Origin of the sequence: Variovorax sp. V35 (assembly GCF_041154465.1) — a bacterium.
GTDB lineage: Bacteria > Pseudomonadota > Gammaproteobacteria > Burkholderiales > Burkholderiaceae_C > Variovorax > Variovorax boronicumulans.
In genome coordinates this window covers 4,584,684-4,603,352 of sequence record NZ_AP028666.1, presented here as the reverse complement: position 1 = coordinate 4,603,352, position 18,669 = coordinate 4,584,684, and the positions used below count along the sequence as shown (strand labels likewise).

At 61.3% G+C, this 18,669-nt stretch carries 15 protein-coding genes; 9 read left to right on the top strand and 6 right to left on the bottom strand.

Annotated elements, in window-relative coordinates:
• Positions 1-34: 34 nt before the first annotated feature.
• The 6 genes from ACAM42_RS21285 to ACAM42_RS21260 form a co-directional block, all read right to left on the bottom strand.
• Complete coding sequence (locus tag ACAM42_RS21285) at positions 35-2,503, bottom strand: TonB-dependent siderophore receptor (RefSeq protein WP_369629296.1); 2,469 nt, start codon at positions 2,501-2,503, stop codon at positions 35-37.
• A 151-nt stretch (positions 2,504-2,654) separates the two neighbouring features.
• Positions 2,655-3,635 (bottom strand): FecR domain-containing protein, encoded by a 981-nt coding sequence (locus ACAM42_RS21280; RefSeq protein WP_369629295.1) that lies wholly within the window; start codon positions 3,633-3,635, stop codon positions 2,655-2,657.
• The gene (locus ACAM42_RS21275; RefSeq protein WP_369629294.1) at positions 3,632-4,132 is read right to left on the bottom strand and encodes a sigma-70 family RNA polymerase sigma factor; all 501 of its coding nucleotides are present in this window, start codon (positions 4,130-4,132) and stop codon (positions 3,632-3,634) included. Before ACAM42_RS21275 ends, ACAM42_RS21280 begins: the two co-directional genes overlap by 4 nt.
• 909 nt (positions 4,133-5,041) lie before the next feature.
• Positions 5,042-5,794, bottom strand: coding sequence for a DUF4435 domain-containing protein (locus tag ACAM42_RS21270; protein WP_369629293.1), 753 nt, complete (start codon positions 5,792-5,794; stop codon positions 5,042-5,044).
• A 17-nt stretch (positions 5,795-5,811) separates the two neighbouring features.
• Complete coding sequence (locus tag ACAM42_RS21265; protein ID WP_369629292.1) at positions 5,812-7,071, bottom strand: AAA family ATPase; 1,260 nt, start codon at positions 7,069-7,071, stop codon at positions 5,812-5,814.
• A 556-nt stretch (positions 7,072-7,627) separates the two neighbouring features.
• Positions 7,628-8,224 (bottom strand): helix-turn-helix domain-containing protein, encoded by a 597-nt coding sequence (locus ACAM42_RS21260; RefSeq protein ID WP_369629291.1) that lies wholly within the window; start codon positions 8,222-8,224, stop codon positions 7,628-7,630.
• Between the two features lie 114 nt (positions 8,225-8,338).
• Between ACAM42_RS21260 and ACAM42_RS21255 the strand changes: the two genes are divergently transcribed.
• From ACAM42_RS21255 to ACAM42_RS21215, 9 genes are all read left to right on the top strand, one after another.
• Positions 8,339-8,581, top strand: a complete 243-nt coding sequence (locus ACAM42_RS21255) for a DNA-binding protein (protein WP_369629290.1) — start codon at positions 8,339-8,341, stop codon at positions 8,579-8,581.
• 27 nt (positions 8,582-8,608) lie between these two features.
• On the top strand, positions 8,609-10,864 hold the full coding sequence (locus ACAM42_RS21250) for a Mu transposase C-terminal domain-containing protein (RefSeq protein WP_369629289.1): 2,256 nt from the start codon (positions 8,609-8,611) through the stop codon (positions 10,862-10,864).
• 55 nt (positions 10,865-10,919) lie between these two features.
• The gene (locus ACAM42_RS21245; RefSeq protein ID WP_369629288.1) at positions 10,920-11,663 is read left to right on the top strand and encodes a hypothetical protein; all 744 of its coding nucleotides are present in this window, start codon (positions 10,920-10,922) and stop codon (positions 11,661-11,663) included.
• Positions 11,663-12,586, top strand: coding sequence for a hypothetical protein (locus ACAM42_RS21240; protein WP_369629287.1), 924 nt, complete (start codon positions 11,663-11,665; stop codon positions 12,584-12,586). The genes ACAM42_RS21245 and ACAM42_RS21240 overlap by 1 nt, the downstream gene beginning before the upstream one ends.
• An 80-nt stretch (positions 12,587-12,666) precedes the next feature.
• Entirely contained in the window at positions 12,667-13,074 is a 408-nt protein-coding gene (locus tag ACAM42_RS21235; RefSeq protein WP_369629286.1) for a phage protein GemA/Gp16 family protein, read from the top strand.
• Positions 13,071-13,541: a Mor transcription activator family protein gene (locus tag ACAM42_RS21230; RefSeq protein ID WP_369629285.1), complete on the top strand. Its 471-nt coding sequence runs from the start codon at positions 13,071-13,073 to the stop codon at positions 13,539-13,541. Before ACAM42_RS21235 ends, ACAM42_RS21230 begins: the two co-directional genes overlap by 4 nt.
• A 304-nt stretch (positions 13,542-13,845) precedes the next feature.
• Positions 13,846-14,160 (top strand): hypothetical protein, encoded by a 315-nt coding sequence (locus tag ACAM42_RS21225; protein ID WP_369629284.1) that lies wholly within the window; start codon positions 13,846-13,848, stop codon positions 14,158-14,160.
• 155 nt (positions 14,161-14,315) lie between these two features.
• Positions 14,316-14,888 carry a Mor transcription activator family protein gene (locus ACAM42_RS21220; RefSeq protein ID WP_369629283.1) on the top strand — a complete coding sequence of 191 codons (573 nt, stop codon included), beginning with the start codon at positions 14,316-14,318 and terminating at the stop codon, positions 14,886-14,888.
• Between the two features lie 56 nt (positions 14,889-14,944).
• Positions 14,945-18,502, top strand: coding sequence for a phage tail tape measure protein (locus ACAM42_RS21215; RefSeq protein WP_369629282.1), 3,558 nt, complete (start codon positions 14,945-14,947; stop codon positions 18,500-18,502).
• Positions 18,503-18,669: the final 167 nt, after the last annotated feature.

The window sequence follows — 18,669 nt, the reverse complement described above, 5'->3', positions numbered from 1 at the left end:
GGGGGCCGCCTGCCTGGGCAGGCGGCCATCCTGTCTAGAAGTTGCCGCGCAAGGTCACCATGGCGCTGCGCGGTTCGCCGTAGACATTGCCCCAGGCCGGCGCGCCGACGGTCTGGTAGTAGGTCTTGTCGAACAGGTTGTTCACGTTCAGTGCGGCCGACCAGTTGCGGTTGATCTGGTAGGAGACACGCGCGCTCCAGACCGCGTACGAGGCCTGCTCCAGCTTGATGGACCCCGTGGTGCGTGAGCTAGCGGTCTGGAAGTTCACGCCGCCGCCCAGCGTCCAGGCGTTCAGCGCGCCGGGCAGTCGGTACTCGGTCCACACGCGCACCATGTGCTTGGGTGAATACGTGCTGGCGAAATCGATGCCGGCGTTGGCCGTGTCGTTCAGGTACTTGAAGTGGTTGAACGTGTAGCCCGCGAACACCTGCCACCCGCGCGCCACTTCGCCGCTGATCTCCGCGTCGAGTCCCTCGCTGCGCACCTTGCCGGTGGACACGGAGCAGTAGGTGCTCCTCGTGCAGACATTGACCAGGTCTTCCTGCGCCCGGTTGTTCTGGTCGAGTCGGAACAGCGCCAGCGAAGCGTTGACCTTACCGTCGAGCAGTTCGCCCTTCAGGCCCGCCTCGTAGTTGCGGCCCTTGACGGGAGGCAGCATGTCGCCGGCGGCGGTCATCGCGTTCTGTGGCTGGAAGATGTCGGCATAGCTCACGTACGCCGACCATTGCGGAGTCAGGGCGTAGATGAGTCCGCCATAGGGCGTCAGAACGCCGTTTTCGCGATAGGGCGCGGTCGCCGGGTCGCCGGTGATGCGGTCGCGATCGCTGGCCCGGTAGCGCGTGACACGGGCGCCGGCAACCAGCGTCAACGGATCGCTGAGGCTCAGGCGCGCGACACCGTAGGCGCCCGATTGGGTGATGCGCGTCTCGGTGTCGCCGCCGCGGTAGCGCCTGGCGACGAAGGTCGCGTCGCTCGGCTCGGCGATCGCCGAGACCGGTGCGAAGACGTTGTTGGCAACGCCGGCCAATTGCATCAGCGAGAAGTCGCTGTGGTTGAACATGCGTCCGGTGTTGGCGCCGAAGCTCACCGAATGCCTTCTGCCGAAGGCGTCGAACTTGCCGTCGACGGCGAGGTCGAGCGTCTTGTTGTCGGTCTTGAAATCGAACAGGCCGCCGTACATCACGTTGCCCGCCAGGGTCACCGGATTCACGGCACCCAGCGGGAAGGCGTACTTGATGTCCTGCTGCTCGCGCACGTAGCCGGCGGTGACCTTGAGCGACCAGTCGGCATCGAAGCGGTGCGCGAGTTCGGCGAACGCCGAGGTCTGTGCGCTTTTCCAGCGGTTCCAGTCGGCCGCCAGGTAGGTCGACCGGCGCAGGTGCAGGTCGGCGCCGTTGCTGTAGCTCGGCAAGCCCTGGAAGAACGGGGTGGCGCGCAGTTTTTCGTGGCTGACGCCGAGGGTGAGCACGGTCTGCGGCCCGATGTCGGCGGCGAGCACGCCGTACAGCACGCCGGTGCGGCTCTTCGCGGTGTCGTAGAAGTAGTCGCGGTCGTTGCCGCTCGCGACGACACGGCCGCGCAGCGTGCCGGCTTCGTTCAGGGGGCCGCTGGCGTCGACCTCCGCGCGGTAGTTGTTCCATGAACCCGCGCTGGCCGAGAACTGCAATTGCTTGTCGGCCGTCGGCCGCTTGCGCACCATGTTGATCGTGGCGCTGGGCGAGCCGGCCCCTTGCAGCAGGCCCGTGGCGCCGCGCACCACCTCCACGCGATCCAGCGTGGCGGCACTGCTCGTGAAGCTGTTGGCCTGGGGGTAGTAGAAGGCGCGGTTCACCCCGTCGTACTGGTAGCTGTCCACGCGGAAGCCCCGGGAGTAGACATAACGCCCGCCCATCGGGCTGTCGTACATCGTGATGCCGGTGGTCTGGGCCAGCACGTCGTCGATGGTGTGCAGGTTCTGGTCGTCCATCTTCTGGCGCGTGACCACCGTGACCGACTGGGGGATCTCCTTGAGCGTCTGCTCGCCCTTGCCGACGGTGACGATGCGGCTGGCATACGACCCCGAGCCTTCGGTGATCGCACTGCGCTCGGCCTGCGCCGTGACGCGCACTTCACTGAGCAGGTTGCTCTGCGCGTCCGCCGGTGCGGCCGATGGGGTCGCGCCGGGTGCCGGATGACGCAGCGTGTAGCCGCCGCCTGCGCGTGCGACCGCTTCGAGGCCGGTGCCCGCGAGCAGTCGCGAAAAGCCGTCCCCGACCGCATGGGTGCCGCGCAATCCACCGGTGCGGCGGCCTTCTGTCAGCGAGGGTTCGAAGGACAGCGTGACGCCGGCCTGTGCGGCGAAGCGAGACAGCGCCGGGCCCAGTGCGCCTGCGGGAATGTCGTAGGCCGCGGTGGCGGCTGCTGGCGGGTTCGCCTGTGCGGTCGCGGCGCCCGAAGCGGCGAGCGCGAAGGCCAGGCAGAGGGTTCTCACGCCGTGGGTCACGGCGCTCGGGCGCGCGGGCATGCAAAGGGAAAGTGGCCGCATGGGCGCGGTGCGGGAGGAGGGCAATGCCATGGTTCGGTGGTCCTGTTCTTGCCGTACTCGCAGCACGGCTCCATGGCTTGCCCGACCAGGCTTCAAAAAGGGACAGGAATCAGCGAAAAAATTTTCGATCTCAGGCCGGCACCACCGTCACCCACCACCGCGTGCGCGTGAGCACCTGCACGGGCAGCGTGGTGGCCACCATCGACAGCACGTAGTCGGTATCGCGCAGCTGGAACGCACCGGACAGGCGCAGGTTCGCCACCTCCGGGCTGCAGTGCAGCAGGCCGGGCCGGTAGCGCGACAGCTCGGCGCAGAAGTCGGCCAGGCGCATGTTCTCGGCGTAGAGCACGCCCTGTGTCCACGCCTGGCTCTCGGGCGAGACGGCGGTGAGGGCCGAGGCGCCCTGGGCGTTCAACACGGTCTGCCGGCCGGCCGCAACGATCCCCGCAGGCGACGACGCGCCGCGCAAGGTGACCTCGACCGCGCCCTCGGTGACGGCCAGACGCACATCGGGCGATGCGGTCTCGTGCGCGTCCTCGCCCAGGCGCACGGTGAAGCGCGTGCCGAGCGCGCGCAGCCGGCCCTGCACCGTTTCCACGATGAAGGGGCGCGCGTCGGCCGCGGTCGTGACCCGGATGGCGCCCGCGCGCAGTCGTACCGTGCGCTGCGTGCCGTCGATGCGCACGTCGATCGCGCTGCCGGTGTCGAGCAGCACGCGGCTGCCGTCGGCCAGCCGCACGTCGCGCCGTTCACCGGTGGCGGTGGCGTGGTCGGCGGTCCAGCTGTCCCACGGCGCCAGGCGCCAGGCGAGCCAGGCGGCCGGCGCGGCAGTCGCCAGGACGGCCAGCGTGCGCAGTGCGGCCCTTCGGTTGCCGCGTGCCTGGCGCGCCAGCACCGGCACGCCGATGTTCGCCGGCACGGCGCCGAACTGTTGCGACAGGCGCTCGGCACGCTGCCATGCACGCTCGTGCGCCGGGTCCGCATGGCGCCAGGCCGCGCAGGCCGCGTGGTCCGCTTCGCCTGCCCGGCCGGAGTGCAGCCGCACCAGCCATTGCGCGGCCTCGCCCAGCGCGGCGCTGTCGGGTGCGGATGCGGGTGGCCGTGCGCTCATTCCACCAGCGCCAGGCAATGCGCGAAGCCCAGGGCCATGTGGCGCTTGACGGTGCGTTCGCTGACCGCCAGGCGCTGGGCGATCTGTGCGTAGGTCAGGCCTTCGAGCTGCGACAGCACGAAAGCCTCGCGCGCCTTGGGCGGCAGGCCGTCCAGCATCGCGTCGATGGCCTCCAGCGTCTGCAGCAGCTGCAGGCGGTCTTCGGGCGACAGCGCCAGCGCCTCGGGCACCTGCGCGAGCGCATCGATGTACGCGCGCTCCAGGGCCTGCCGGCGCCAGTGTTCGCTGACCACGCCCTTGGCCAGCGTCGTCAGGTAGGCGCGCGGCTCCCGCAACGTGGGCAGCACCTGCGGTCGCAGCAGGACGCGAACGAAGGTGTCCTGCGCCAGGTCGGCGGCGCTGTGCGCACAGCCCAGGCGCCGGCGCAGCCACGTGCTGAGCCAGCCGTGATGCTCGGTGTAGAGCGCGTGCACGGTGTGGGTGTCGGCGGAAGGCATGAAGAGGGAAGGCGATGCAATTGAGAATTACTCTCATTTTAAGAGCATCGCGGCCTGGCGCGCTGCGCGCAGCGTTCGGCATGCTGCGCAGCGCATGTGGGGGTGCATCCGTTTTGACACAGGCAGTTCACTAGCCTAATTTCATGCAAGTAGTTGATTTACAAGGAAATACGGCCCCTTAGAGCTTGCATTCGCTGGTATGGCGATTTGAAACGGAATGAGCAGCCTAGGCAGCAGTTTTGACACGAACTCAGCCAGCCTCGGTACGAACTGAGCGACGCTTCGGCCTAGGTCGCTGCCAGCACGCCACCAACTTCATCTGAGAAGCACGCGCCCTCTCGCGCAGTTCATCGGGCAAGCCGCAGTGTCAAAGCCCTTGGGCGATGGGCCACAGGGCGGTCGTTTTACATCGGTGGGCTAATCCATTGAGATGATGGAGAAATGACGCTGCGGGCCTCGATCAGCCGTAAAGGCGCTGTCCGACCTTCAAACCGAAGGTCGGACGCGAAGCGACAGCATCGGTCCGACCTCTTCCTCAGTACTAAACCATTGATCGAAAACAAACTTTGGCGCATCGATGCCTCAGGACGAGACTTTTGAACGGGCAAGGGTCGGACAGTCGTAAGAAACCAGCACCCACCTTAGAACTGAGGCCCAGCCGCAGCCAACTCTGTGTTGCCCCGTGGGGCTGCTTTGGAACGCCTCGACCTACTTATGCTCCGGGACCAAAAGCAGCCGCTCGCTTGCAAAGCGCTATCTCGCCATGGCCGCTTAAGTCAGTGAGGAAGGCGACACCATCGAGGTTTCAGCACGCGGGAGGAGTGTGCTGACGGTAGCCCGGTGGGTCGCTCCGTGTGCGTCCATGAACTCCGTGTGGTGAGGGACAGGCCGGGGCAGCTTTCACCGCCGCTATGCCGCTGCCTGCGTAGGAGACGGTGGCTTGAGCCGGGCACGAATTTGGTTGGCCAAACCGCCTAAGGGGGTGGTGCCAGAACGAATGCAGATGTCCACAATCGCCGCTGGCCCGTAGCGCGGCACCCTCCCTACCTTGTCTAACTGGCGCGCCAGCAGGTGCACCAACTGCTTTCCGCGGATGAGGCGCCATGGATCCGCTCGCAAGGCTGCGCGTACGGCGGGCGGCGGCGCAACCCAACCTCTGCGTGCGGCGAAATGCTCACACATCGCCTCAATTTTTTTATCAAATACATTCGGCACCGCGTGCCTAGTTTCAGCATCCCGCCCGTTCAAAAATTCGTTGACTTCAAAGGCGAACCAATCAATCAGAACGTCAAGACCGGCATCAAGCTTGGCTCGCTCATCTGCTTCGAGAAATTTTCCAGCTATTGGATAAGCTTGAAGGATATCGTTCTCGATGCAGTAGCCGTCTGTCCAAATCACATCAGGATACGAGGCCTTAAGGGACGGCTGGTGTATCCACAAATCTTGGTCTGCCACGAAAATCACGCGAACTCGCGCAAATTCATTTCGACGTTTATAAATTGCAAGTAGAGCGTCACGGCCATCGCAGACCTGTAGTTCGAGGGCTCCAGCTTGAACGCCGGCGACGAGATGCCGGTACAGTTGCATCTCTGTTTTTCCCTCCACCACCAAATAGGAAAGACTCCCGTGTCTTAGAGTAGAAACAATCTCGTCGACGGTCATAGACCGCGTGGGTCCACTCATGATTCGAACCGCCATATGCCGCTTGAAGCGTCAAACTCCGAGTACGGTCCATCTATTGGTGGTTCAAGAACCGCCTCGTCGAACGGGAGCTCGTCTTCAAATCCGCGGTCAGGCGAGATGACAATCTCTTTATCCGCATATTGCGAATAAATGAATGGCGAGTGAGTTGCGATGAAAAATTGATTTTCTTGCTGCTGGGAAACTAGTGTTCTGACCAGTTGTCGCTGCCAATCGACGTGCAAACTCAACTCGGGCTCATCAATGAATATTTTGCTCTGAGAGGCAAACGCGTTATAACAGAGGAAGCTAAGCATCTGCTTTTCGCCCGCGCTTAGCTTTGTCGAATCGATTGCCTTGGCCGCATCGCCGGCAATTAGGGTGTCCGTGAGTCGAACACCTTTGTGGGAAAGCATACTTTCAACCAATTTAAGCAATACGCCAAACGGGGCAAATGTTTTTTCCCGACGTGCTTCAAATTCAGATGCCGCCGCATTGATATCATGCAGGGTTTTTCTGGACTCATAGATTGCATCAAATTCGTTTGGCGTGGAATATTCGTGACTTCTTCGCACAAGAGAAAATATGTTTTTAAGCAGATTTTCTGAATCATTATTGACCCTGTTTGAAAGCTCTGCGTATTTGCTATTGAGAAGCACTTTCAGATCAGATGTCGATGTAGATGCAACAAATTGGTGGCCGGGAGTGGTCAGAAATCCAGAAAGTGCCTCAAGGGCTTCTTGCATTTGCGACGACGGCAAATAGTGAGCCCGGCTGTATCGCGGCGCCTCTACCTCGGCCATTCCAAATCCCCCTTCGATGCGTCTGAAGGTGGGAAAAAATACAGACGTGTTATCGTCAATCCCTACTGTGATGTGGTTGGCAATATTAACAGCGCCCGCAGCCATCCCACGTTCAATGCGGTCCCGTGATTCGGTTTTCCTTGGCGCCAAGGCCCGCCCTCGTTTGTCGTTGATTTGTATTGTGTACGACTCTATATTGCGAACATCTGCGGATCCAGATTCCTTACGCTCTACGCTCAGAAAATAGGACGACGTTTCTATTTCATAGGCCTCAAAAACCACTTCACGAATCAGGTGCTCGATATTCCCACTGACACCATACCAAATCGATTTTAAAAGGGTGGTTTTGCCGGCTCCATTTCTTCCAGTGAGGATATTAATATCCTCATGAAATGAAATTTCAATCCATCCTGGGGCATTGTTCAGCCCCTTAATCCGCATCTTTTGAACTTTCACTACAGTCCTTGTTTGTTAGTACATGTTACACAATGGATGTGGGAGCGCGCTCTAGGATATGCACTAGGTCCTCTATCAACCTGCTTACGCGGCACACACTGGCCGATGGACTCAGCTAAGGCTAGGTCATTAGATAGAGGAAATTCGGCGGTGGCACGGCCGAACTTTTTGGCCGCCGCCCCCCCTCCGATCAACCGTATGAGGTCTGACACGATCGCTGTGCTACTTGCAGCCATGATGTCGAACTAAGGCCACCCGCTGGCACGACAACGGCCATTTCCGGCCGCACCGCCCAAGCGTTCCTTCGAGCTCGCGCGCTCAGTCGTTCGCATCCCAAAACTGAAGACTGCTTTCGCTGACGGATTCAAACGGTCGATGCAACCTATACAGCGAGTGTCCAGAAGCCGAGCGTCTGGTGCAGCCTCTCGTTCACTAGCCTGTCAATCATGGGGAAGCAGCTCGTCGATGCGGCTGGCCAGTTGCAAGAGTAGTCGCCACGAACGTGGTACTCCGCTCACCTGGGGCGATGCGCTCCCCGTGCAGTTCGCGCTGTGCCTTAGGCTTTCTCTGAAGTAGAGCTCATTGCAAACACCCAACGAGGCAGAGGTGGCGGCGTGCCATTGAGGCAATCTTGATACAGCGCGATGAGCCTATTCTGGACTTCGTCATGGAGAAACTTGTCCTTTTTACTATCGTCATCCCAGATTTGGCGCGCCTCAAGCTCAGCAAACATCCTTGCAATGAACTCCCCGAACGGGACATCAGTCAGCACGTAGGGAACCACTCTGCCCTGATGAGGTGCGAATTCCGGGTTGTGCATCACCAGACCGATATTCAGGGCAAGGACATGCAGACTGATCCAGCGGGATAGCCCCTCGATACGAGCCTCGGTCTCGTCGAATGTGATCCCCTGGACCGGGAAGCCTTCGCCTGTCGCGAGCCATCCAAGTGAAACGCCTGCGGTCCCTGCTATTTTTTCCAAACGATCAAGCGTCGGGAAACTCTCGCCATTCAGGTATTTGCGGACGACCCCCTCCGAAAGCCCTGCGCCACGGGCGAATGCCCTTACTCCGTCGACCTGAACTACTCGACTCAGCCGAGCAGGGAAACCCTGGCATCCAGGCGCGCCCACGCTCTCGCCATCATTTTTCACGCGAACCCCATCATGTTTGTGAGTTATTGCGTACAATCATACGCATCAAATGATTGACGCACACATTCATGCGCATCGAATGGATTTTGCGCATTTTACGACGGGACTAGGTTCATGAAGCAATTGAAGACGCGCGAGCAAGTTCTGCAGGAGTTCGATGAACGTGGGGAATCCATCTCGGCCTGGGCGAGGTCGAACTCGCTACCTCGCCAGATCGTCTGCGATCTCTTGCACGGCCGTGTGAAAGGCCGGCGCGGCAAAGCGCACACGGCTGCAGTGCTGCTCGGGCTGAAGCAGGGTGTATTGCCCGTCAGGGAAGCGACACCCCGCCCAGCTTCGCACGAGCCTTCGGTCTGATTGATGACGGCTTTCGGTGTCAAGGTCATGACCAAGCCTTTTAAGCAGAGCATCGACGCCGCTGACCTCGCGGGGGCTCTCGGCATAGACGCGCGCTCTGTTCGGCGTCGCGCTGCCCGCGAGGGTTGGCCGTCCTCTGAGGTGCCTGTAAACGGGGGGAAAAAGGTTATTTTTGACTTGCCGGCGCTACCTGCTCGCGTTCGCACGGCCGTCCTGCAATGGAAAGGAGCCAAGGCCGTTGAAGGGTTCAACCAGGTTCTACCTCGACACCCCGAGAAGTTTGGATCGACGCAAATGGTGGCGGGCCTCCCTGCCAGTATTGATTTAGCGGGGAGCAGCAGCCCTGCGCTGACGCTTGGCCACGAGGAAACCGAGCAGACACGCGCCACCCGAGATGCCCGCCAGGTTGTTCGCTCAGCAATCCTTCGCCTCCAAGAGCAAGCTGCCTGTTCGTTAAAGCGAGCCGTGGTGACGTTCCTTACACAGGCTCAAGCAGGAAAACTGGAGGGGAACGTTGCCGCCGCTGTCCTTTGCGCCGCCCGCGATGGCCGAGGCCGAAAAAGTGCATTGAACGCCGCGGGATTCCCGTCTGAGAGAAGCCTCTATCGTTGGCTCGCATCTGGGAATCTCACCCCAAAGAAGCCTCTGCGGGACATCGAGGCCAAGCCCTGGATGTGGGCAGCAGCAGAGCTGCATGGGCGTCCTCAAAAACCCACGCTCAAGTGGGTGCACGAACAGCTTGCTAACAATTGGAATGCGGATTGGGGAGAGCCCATCAGCTACGACACGCTGGCGCGCTTTTTTCGCGAGAAATACAGCCGACTCGACGCCCTCAAAGGCCGTCATCACGGCAGCAGCTTGCGCGCACATAGGAACTACCAGCATCGCACCGCCGAGGGCCTGGAACCCTTCGTTGAGGTCCATGCTGATGGCTGGAACACCCACTTCACCGCGCCGCATCCGGTTACCGGCGAGTTCGTCACCTACGAGGTCTGGCACTTCCGGGACGTGGCCACTCGCTACGTCACTCCCCCGGCCATCGGCCTCTCAGAATCGACCGAAGTCATTTTGAAGGGGCTAGAAAACTGCATTCGCTTCGGTGGCGTTCCCGCCGTCTGGCAGACCGACAGCACCGGCAGCGTCAAGAACCGCAATATCGAATTCGATCCGATCTCCAGTTTGTCGACGCGTGCGGGTATCAGCATCGTGCATCCGATGGAGATTGGCAACAGCCAAGCCAACGGTATCTGCGAGAACTTCAATACCTACCTCGACCGCGAGGCCCGCGAACTCGCAACGTACCAGGGCGCCAACATGGATTCACTCGTCCTCAAGCGCGTGAAGAAGCTCACCGAGAAGATGGTGAAAGCAGCGCGCAAGGGCGAATTCGCCGAACGCGACCTGCTCAAGCGCCAAGCACAACTCCAAGGGAAGGGCATTGTCTTCGGCAGCTTCGAGGAGGCCTGCGCTTGGCTCAACGCAAAGGTCGAGAAGTTCAATAGCACCCCGCATTCCAGTTTGCCGAAGGCCATCGACCCCGCCACCGGGCGCAAGGCGCACATGACGCCACAGCAGGCACTGGACGCCGCCAGGGACGCAGGCTGGGAGCCTGTGGCAATGGACGAAGCCAGTCTCATCGACTTGTTCCGCCCGCACATGCGCAGAACCGTTACGCGCGAGACGGTCAGCCCGTTCAACGGCCAGCGCTACTACCACCCAACCTTGGGCGACTTCAACGGCGAGGAAGTAATGGTAGCCATTGACACGATGGACGGCTCGCGTGTCTGGGTCAAGGACTTGGCAGGCAGGTTGTTGTGCGAGGCCACATTCATGGAGGCCACGGCGTATCGCAGTCTGAGCTACTACGAGTTCGCGCTGGAGAAGCGCGCCAAGGCTCAGATACAGAGAAAGGAGCGGCAGATCAACCAGATCGAAGAGCGAATGGCACCTCCGGCGCTCGAAACATCGCCCACGGGCCAGGTGCTGCCTTTCAGCATCGCGAGCCACCCTGCACTGCAGCCCCTGACGCCGAGCGTGCCAAGCATTGTGGCGCCGATGGACATGCGCTCTGCGCCATCTGAAATGCCCAAGCCTGAGCGCCCCACCGCGTTCAGCGATTTGGCGATGGAACTTTTCGGTGAGCAGATCGATGCGGAAGACCACGCTGCGAGAAATGCAGCAGAGACAGCGCGCGATGCGCGTCTCAACGATCTTGAAGATTTCGATGGATCTTCTGAGGAGTCATCTCAGAGAGCCACCGGGAAAAAGGTGGCCGGGGAATGAGTAGTGATCAGACCCTGGCCGATTTTGATGACGCTAACGAGAGGCGATTCTAGACATGAGACGTGAATTTGTAAAAACGGAGAACTCGAAGCGGTTCCGAGCCCATGTGGCGCTTCAGGAAAACCGTGGCTCCCAGGAGTCCGGGTGGATCGTCGTGCACGGGCGCCCTGGCGAGGGCAAGACCAGCACCCTGCACAACTGGGCAGCGGAGCGCGGCGCCGTCATGCTCACTGCGCAGGTTGACTGGACGGTGCGTCGCATGATGGTCGACTTGGCTGAGAAGCTCGGCATCGAGCACACGACAGGCTTTGAGAAAAAGATCGAGGAAATCATCGGCACCGAGGAGCTACCCATTGTGGTCGACGAGGGGGGCTTCGCGTTCGCCAACGCCGCCGCGTGCCTGGAACGGTTGCGCGGCATTACGGACAAGACGTGCACCTTGATGGTCCTCATCCTGATGGAGCAGGATGTGCCGAAGCTGGCGCGCCGCACCCAGATCAGCAGCCGAGCGCGTATTTGCCAGTTCAATCGGAGCACCCATGCCGATGTTGCTGCGGCCTGCGCACAGCTCTCGGAAGTCGAGATCGCACCTGCCGTCGTCGCTCGCATCCATGACGAAGCGGACGCCAGCATGCGGCTGGTGATGAGCGCCATCCATCTTGTGGAAGCGGTTGCTCGCAAGCTCGGCAAGCAGCGAATCGAGCTGGAAGACGTCAGGCAAATCCAGTTGTGCGACGACTTCACGCGCGCGATGCGCGAATCCCGAAAACGCCGTATTCGTAGCGCTGGAGGGGTGTGATGGACGAAGCTGTATTGCAGGAGTTGGCCGCGCAGGTTGCGCCTTCTCCTCGGAAAAGCCGTCGCCGGGCACGTACGGCGCCTACATTGCGCGAGAGGGCTTGGTGGCTCATGCGCCAGCTTGGGCAGTTCACCCTCGAAGACTTGCTCACCACACTGGTCAACAGCGCCGAGAGGAACGCGTATCACAGCCTTCTGAAATACACGTTGGCGCTGGAGCGCGTCGGGGTTGTGCACCGGCTCAAGCGTCGTGCACCGGGGCTTTCCACCCTCAGTCGTGGGCACGTGATCTGGCGTTTGGCCCAAGACCTTGGAAGGTTGCCTCCGATCATGCGGTATCGATATTCCGTGGTGTTCGACCCGAACACCCAGAAGACACTGCAAGCCATCGTCGGTAAGGATGAGTCCGGAAAAACGGCACCTAGCCGCAACCAACGTGTCAGCGACGCACGTCACACCGTGCTGCAGAGCATCAAGGACCTTCAGCGGGAAGACCGTTGTTCATTTCAGCTTGCCGCTCAGAAGTTCATGGCGAGCGCCAGCGCAGGGAAACTCGATGGTCCCTCGTCTGCCGCGGTGCAGGCTTGCCTTGTTCAGGCGAGGATGAAAACCCGCGATGGCATCGTGACTCGCGCGCTCCCGTCCGAAAGAACGTTGTTCCGGTGGCTAACCGCCGACGATCTCAAGCCGAAACGCCTCGCGACTGTCACGACGATCAAGCCCTGGATGGTGTTCGCGTTCAAGCTGCGGCGTCGAATGAAGTCATCCACGGTCCAATCGGTCTATCTCAGCCTTTGCAAGGCATGGAGTGCCGAATGGGGCGAACCGATCAGCTATGGCACGTTGTGCCGGTTCCTGAAAGGTCCGTATCGGCAACTGACATCCGTTCCCAAGGGCCCGGAACGCTTTAACGGAGAGCGCTGATGGTTGTCCCACCCCGCACATCAAAACTGCGCTCTAACGCGGCCACAGAGGCCTTGGCACGCCAGCGCACCGCTAGGGTCGTGGCAGTCAAGGCCGCGCAGCGGCAACTCGGTATGGACGATGCGACCTACCGCGCGATGCTGATGGGTCAGACGGGCAAGAACAGCGCCACGTTGCTGACCCTCTCCGAACTTTCCCAGGTGTTGGACTACATGCGTCGCAGTGGTGCTCGGCATCCGACACGGGACGGCGGCCGGCGTCGCGTCATTCCGGGCGCAGACCGGGCCGCGCTGATGACGAAAGTTCACGCGTTGCTCTCTCAGCTCGGTGCGACGCTCGCCTATGCCGATGCGATCTGCAAGCGCAACCATTGGTGCGACCGCGTTGACTTTGCCAGCCCTGCATTGCTACACAAACTGGTTGGCGCGCTCAGTAGAACGCTTCGCGGTCGATCTGATGGTGCCACTGCAGGAGAGACTTCCGAATGAACGTGGTCACCGTTCAACGGCTGGCTCCTCTGAGCGAAGCCGATCTCTCTGACTTCAGACACCTCATGCCTGAAACGGTGCGCAACCTTGTCTCATGCATCGGTGCGCATGCGGCGCTGGCGCTGCTGAATGCCTGGCCGGGCGTCGAAGTCAAGGTCCCACTTTATCCAAATGCAAACCCTGCGGGTGCTCGGCGGTGGTCCTTGATGGCGGAGATTGTCGGGGAGGTTGCGATGCAGCTTCTTTCCAAAAACTACGGTGGTACATCCTTGGTGATCCCGACCTGCAAACAGGTCCGAGACGAGAAACGAAATCGCCTCATCCGCCACGACTTCGATCATCTGACGGCCAAGCCTCCCAACGGTCTCGGGCTCTCGAAATCCGATGCCATCCAGGAAGTTGGCATGCGGCATGCACCGATCTCTGCTCGCGCCGTTGAGTCGATTCTCAATCGTCCCGCCCTTTAACCGTGCTGGAGCCACATATGAATCAGAGTCTACCGAGCGCCCCGAGCGCCGCGCTCCAAACACGAGATCGCTATATCGACGAGGTCGAAGATCTCGCATGCGACATGCGATCCACAGGCTGCGCACTGCGCGCCGTTGCTGACCTGGCCCGTGTAAGCCAGGCGACCGATCTCCACGGCATCAGAAGCGGTGACCTCTCCGCATTGCTGGACCTAGTGAGTGGATCGATCATCGACACAGAAAAGAAGCTCCAGGCCGCGATCAGTCGCAGTCGGGGGAGCGTTTGAAACAACGGAGTTCCAAGATGAAAAGACCTTGCACCCTCACCAGCCGTGCATTTGACGCGCTCGACACAGAAAGCCCACTGATGATCGAGCGCTCGCTCGCGCGGCGCACGTTGGAAGGGATTGAAGAGATCGCCGACGAACAACTTGCATTCGAGGCCGTCGAACGCCTCGTCTCGATGGGCAGCACCACCGATGCTCATCACCTTGAGCTTGACGTTGATCGATCCGAACTGGGAGCGCTCCTGCGCGTGTTGAACGCAGCCATGCGAAGCAGTATTCAAAAAGCTACCAACGCGGCTCTGGCCGCCAATCAGAGCCTCTGCGAACGCTAGAACCATTCATCAGGCATTGCTCAGACGCAGGGCATGCCACCACCGCGGGATCGGTGCAACGCCGATCCGCGTCATCCCCGGGGTGACGCGCTGCCCTCTTCGGTTCGCACGGTGCGCTCGGCACATTCGGTACCTCCATTGCTACGTACCGATCCATGGAACACGCCACCACACGAACCATTTCCGAACCGAATCACAGCGACATCAATAGATGGGCAGAGCTTCCCCTCGCTCGTCTTTCACCTCGACTGCAAGAGTTTGAACAGCTCATCGGCATCGATGCAACGATGCGATTGGTCGAGCGTTTTGGGGGGCTTCGCATCTTCATCCCCGCCAATCCGAAGTCGGATCACCCATATGCGGAAATCATCGGTTTCGAAAATCTGGTCAAGCTGAGCAAGGAATACAGCATTGACGGACTGGGTTTGCGCATGACTCTTCCGACAGCGAACAGCGCTTTCTTGGCGCAGCGCGATGCACGCATCCTCTCAGACTTCTCCCACAAGTCGACGCGGGAACTCGCGAAGGAGTACGGCCTTCACGAACGTCAGATAACCCGCATCGTGACGAAAGGGATTGCCCCCTCAGGGACGGACTCACATCGGTCGTTGATGGGTAGACCAAAGCAGGATCAAAGGAGAGCGACTGCCTCACTGGCCGAAGCGATCGCTCGAAGTAACGGCTTTCTCAACTGGCCCCCGAAGGCCATCGACGGCAACGAAATCTGAGCGCATCAGCCTCAGGAATTTGTCAAGAAATAGGCACCCGGCCTTCAGGAAAATCAATGGAAATCACCCGTCAAATCGGAATCCGCATGGTCTTGGACTCGTCCTCGATCTCCACGCAGATTCCGCAAGCCACGCACGAATTCTCTCGGATGAGGAGTGCAGTGGAAGACGCTGCCCGCAGCGGGACAAGAAACCTGACTCAGCTCAGTCTCTCCCTACGTGACATCGTCGTCGGCTCTGCTGGCCTGTCCCTGGTCTCAAACGCGATCACAGGCATCGCGAATGCCATCACGTCGCTTCCGCGTGCAGGTTTCAGTTTCACCAAAGAGATCGAAGTTGCAGAAATGGGGATGGCGGGCATCATGGGCTCCATGACGGCCATCAACGGCCAGCAGACGACGTTCCATCAGGGGTTGTCGGTCTCGTCGAGCATGATCCGCCAGCTCAACGACGACGCGCTGCGCACCGCCGCCAGCAGTCAGGAACTGGTCTCGGTGTTCCAGGCCATCATGGCGCCCGGCCTGGCCGCGCGAATGTCGCTCGATGAGATCAGGCAGCTGACAGTGGTTGGAACCAACGCCGTTAAATCGATGGGCTTGGACGCGGGCCAGGTCGTGCAAGAGCTGCGTGACCTGGTGGCAGGCGGGATCACGCCAGCGAGTTCCATGCTCGCGAACGCACTCGGTTTGAAGGACTCGGACATTACCGCCGCCAAGGCGTCAAGCGAAGGCCTATTCACGTTCCTCATGTCTCGACTCAAGGGGTTTGAGGCGTCGACGCAGGCCTATAGCGGAACGATCAAGGGCCAGTTCGACCAACTCCAAGAAGGAGCTACACGGGTTGCCGCAGCGGGCATGGCACCGCTCACGGCCGCCATCAAGGAATCCGTAGGCGAAGCGTCCAAGCTGGTGCTGACGTTCGACCAAGCCGGCAAGGCCAATCTGAACACCCAGCTCGTGGAGGGAATCCGTGGTTACGCGGAAGGTGCCGCATCTGCGTTGCGTGTAACCCGGGATGTTGTCTCGGGCCTCTGGGAGCACCGCGAGGCGATCACAGCCGTTGCTGGCGCCTATGCGACCTTTCGCATTGGCCAATGGGGTGCCGAGGCCGTCAGTGCTGTTCGCGCCCAGATGGACTTAGCCCAGGCTGCTCGCCTGGCGCGCGTCGAAGCTGCGGCGCAGGCAGCCGGTAACGTCGAGGTCGTCGCAACTTCTCGGCAGAAAGTGGCGGCACTCCTGGCTGAAATGCAGGCTCGCCAGGCTGCAGCCCAGGCCGACGCTGCGGCGGCCACCGCTCAGATCACGCAACTGGCCCAGACGAGGGAAGCTATTGCGACCTCGCGCGCCGAGGTCGTCGCGAAGATGGACGCGGCGCGAGCAACGATGGTGCAGGCCGAGGCCCAGATCCAGGCCGCGCGAGCAGCAGGTGCGCAGAGCTTCGCTCTGGCTACTGTCCGTGAAGCGACGACCTCCCTCACGGTCGCGCAGGCGCGGCATGCCGCCCTCATGGGCGAGCTGGCGGTGCTGGGCCAGCAGCAGGCCCGTGTGCACGCGGCCGTGACGGCGGCCACGGTGGCGCAAACGACCGCTACCAACGCGGCCGTGACCGCGACGGCCGGCCTCTCGGCCGCCAAGGGCGCAGCGTCGATTGCCGCACGAGGCTTTGGCGTAGTCGTGGGCGCACTCGGTGGGCCGGTCGGCATTGCGATCATGGCTGTCTCCGGCCTGGCCATGTGGCTTTACAAGCTCAAGTCTGCGGCCGACGAAGCCGCAGCTGCTGGTGTGCAAATCGAGCGCGCGGAGAAGACTGCAGCCGCAGGCGGGCGTCCAGAAGATCGGGATATTGCACCGCTGCGTGCCGCACTTGAGGACTGGAAGAAGAAGCGCGACGAGCTGCTCGCCTCGGGTAAGGACAGTTCGACGGAATGGGTAAACGGCGCGCAAGTTAAATCGACGGTGAAGAGCCTCGATGACGGCATCGCCAACATGGAGAAGCGCCTGGAGGTCTTGAACAAAGCCAGCGAGCGCACGAGCGCTGTCACCCAGGACGTCACACTCACCGTTGCCGGTACCGAGCAAGCCTGGAAGAAGGCCACGGACGGCATCAAGACGGCGTCCGCTGCGCAAGAGGAATACCAGCAGAAGCTGCAGGCTACCCGCCAAGCGTTCGCAAGCCACAAGGCGATGCTGGAGAAAGATGGTGCCAGTCCGGACGTCATCAAAAAGGCCCAAGCTGGACAGCTCGAAGTCGAAGCCGCCCTGGCCAAGTCCCGAGACCAGCAACTTAAGGGTGTCAACGGCAGCGGCGCCGGGATCGCACGCGCCGAGCGTCGCGACATCGACGCCCGCATCGAGGGCGTCAAGCACGGTTACAAGCTCATGTCCATGCAGACAGCTGACGGCATCGACGCGATCGACAGCCTGCGCAAGCAAGAGCAGCTCAGCGACATCGCGGCCGTGCAGCAAAAGCGCGACCTCCAGCTGCAGAATCTGAGCAACCAGGAAGAGGCCCTGCGGCGTGAACTCGCGCTCGTGCGCCAGAAGAAGGACTCGGCCAAGGAACAGCAGACGCTCGAAGGCCAGTTGAGCGAGGCGCGCCAGCAGCGCATCAACATCCAGAGCAAGTCCGAGCGCGAGGTGCAGGAGTTGCAGCTTGCGCCGCAGCTCTCACTGCTCGCGACCACGCGGCAGGCCACCGAGAGCATTCACGAACAGGCCGAAGCGCTGGAGGCGCAGAACACCGTTCACGGCAAGGCCAAGTCGGCCCTGATCGACCTGACCATCGCCCAGCTCGAAAGCCAGCGCGTTGACCTGGAAGCGACCAACAGCGTCGTTCCTGGCTACATCGAATCGGTCGAGAAGCGCATCGACGCTTTGAAGCGACTGCGTGCGGCCACGGGCGTGACCGAAGGATTGGAGGCGACGGACGCGCAAACCAAGAAGGTCGAGGACCAGGTACGCAAGACCTCCGAGGACTTTCGGGGCATCTTCCGCCAGGGCGTGGCCGACGCGTTGTCGGGCGACGATGACCTCTTCAAGAGCTTCGGCGACTCGCTTAAGCGCACTGTTGTCACGTCTATCGCGGACGCCCTGTATGACAAGGCGCTCAAGCCTGCTGTTGACGGTTTCGCCAAGTTCATGGGCGAGGTGCTCTCCGGAGGCTCAGGCATCAAGGCCAGTACATCGGGAGGTGGCCAGGCCAGCGGGGCATCCGGTTTGGGGGCGGTCGGCACGCTCTTCAGGGGCCTGGGAGCAATGGTCGGCATCGCGAGCGCCAAGGGCAACGTCTTCGCGTCGCCGGGCTTGCACTCCTATGCGAACAGCGTCGTTGACAGGCCCACGGTCTTTCCGTTTGCCAAGGGCATTGGCCTGATGGGCGAGGCCGGCGCCGAGGGCATCTTGCCGCTCAAGCGTGATGGCCAGGGCCGCCTGGGCGTGATGGCCCAGGGCGCGGGCGGTAGCGCGGGCGGGCTGCACTTCGCCCCAATCAACACCTTCTACATCGACTCCCGTTCCGACCGGGGTGCCGTGCTAGCCGACATGGGCCGGGCTCTGCAAGCCAACAACGAAAACCAGATGGATCAGTTCAAGCGCATGAAGGTCGTCCAGCAGTGATCAGTGAAGCTGCTGTGCCAAATCAAATGCAAATCTGTGCCAAAAAGCGTGCGTCTCTACACTTCCTGGCCGTTTCATGGCCTCGACCTGCTCATTTCTTGCCAATCGCGTTGGCGGCGCCGGTTTGCCTCAATCTTTCTGTAACCCCGCGTCAGCATTGGCGATTT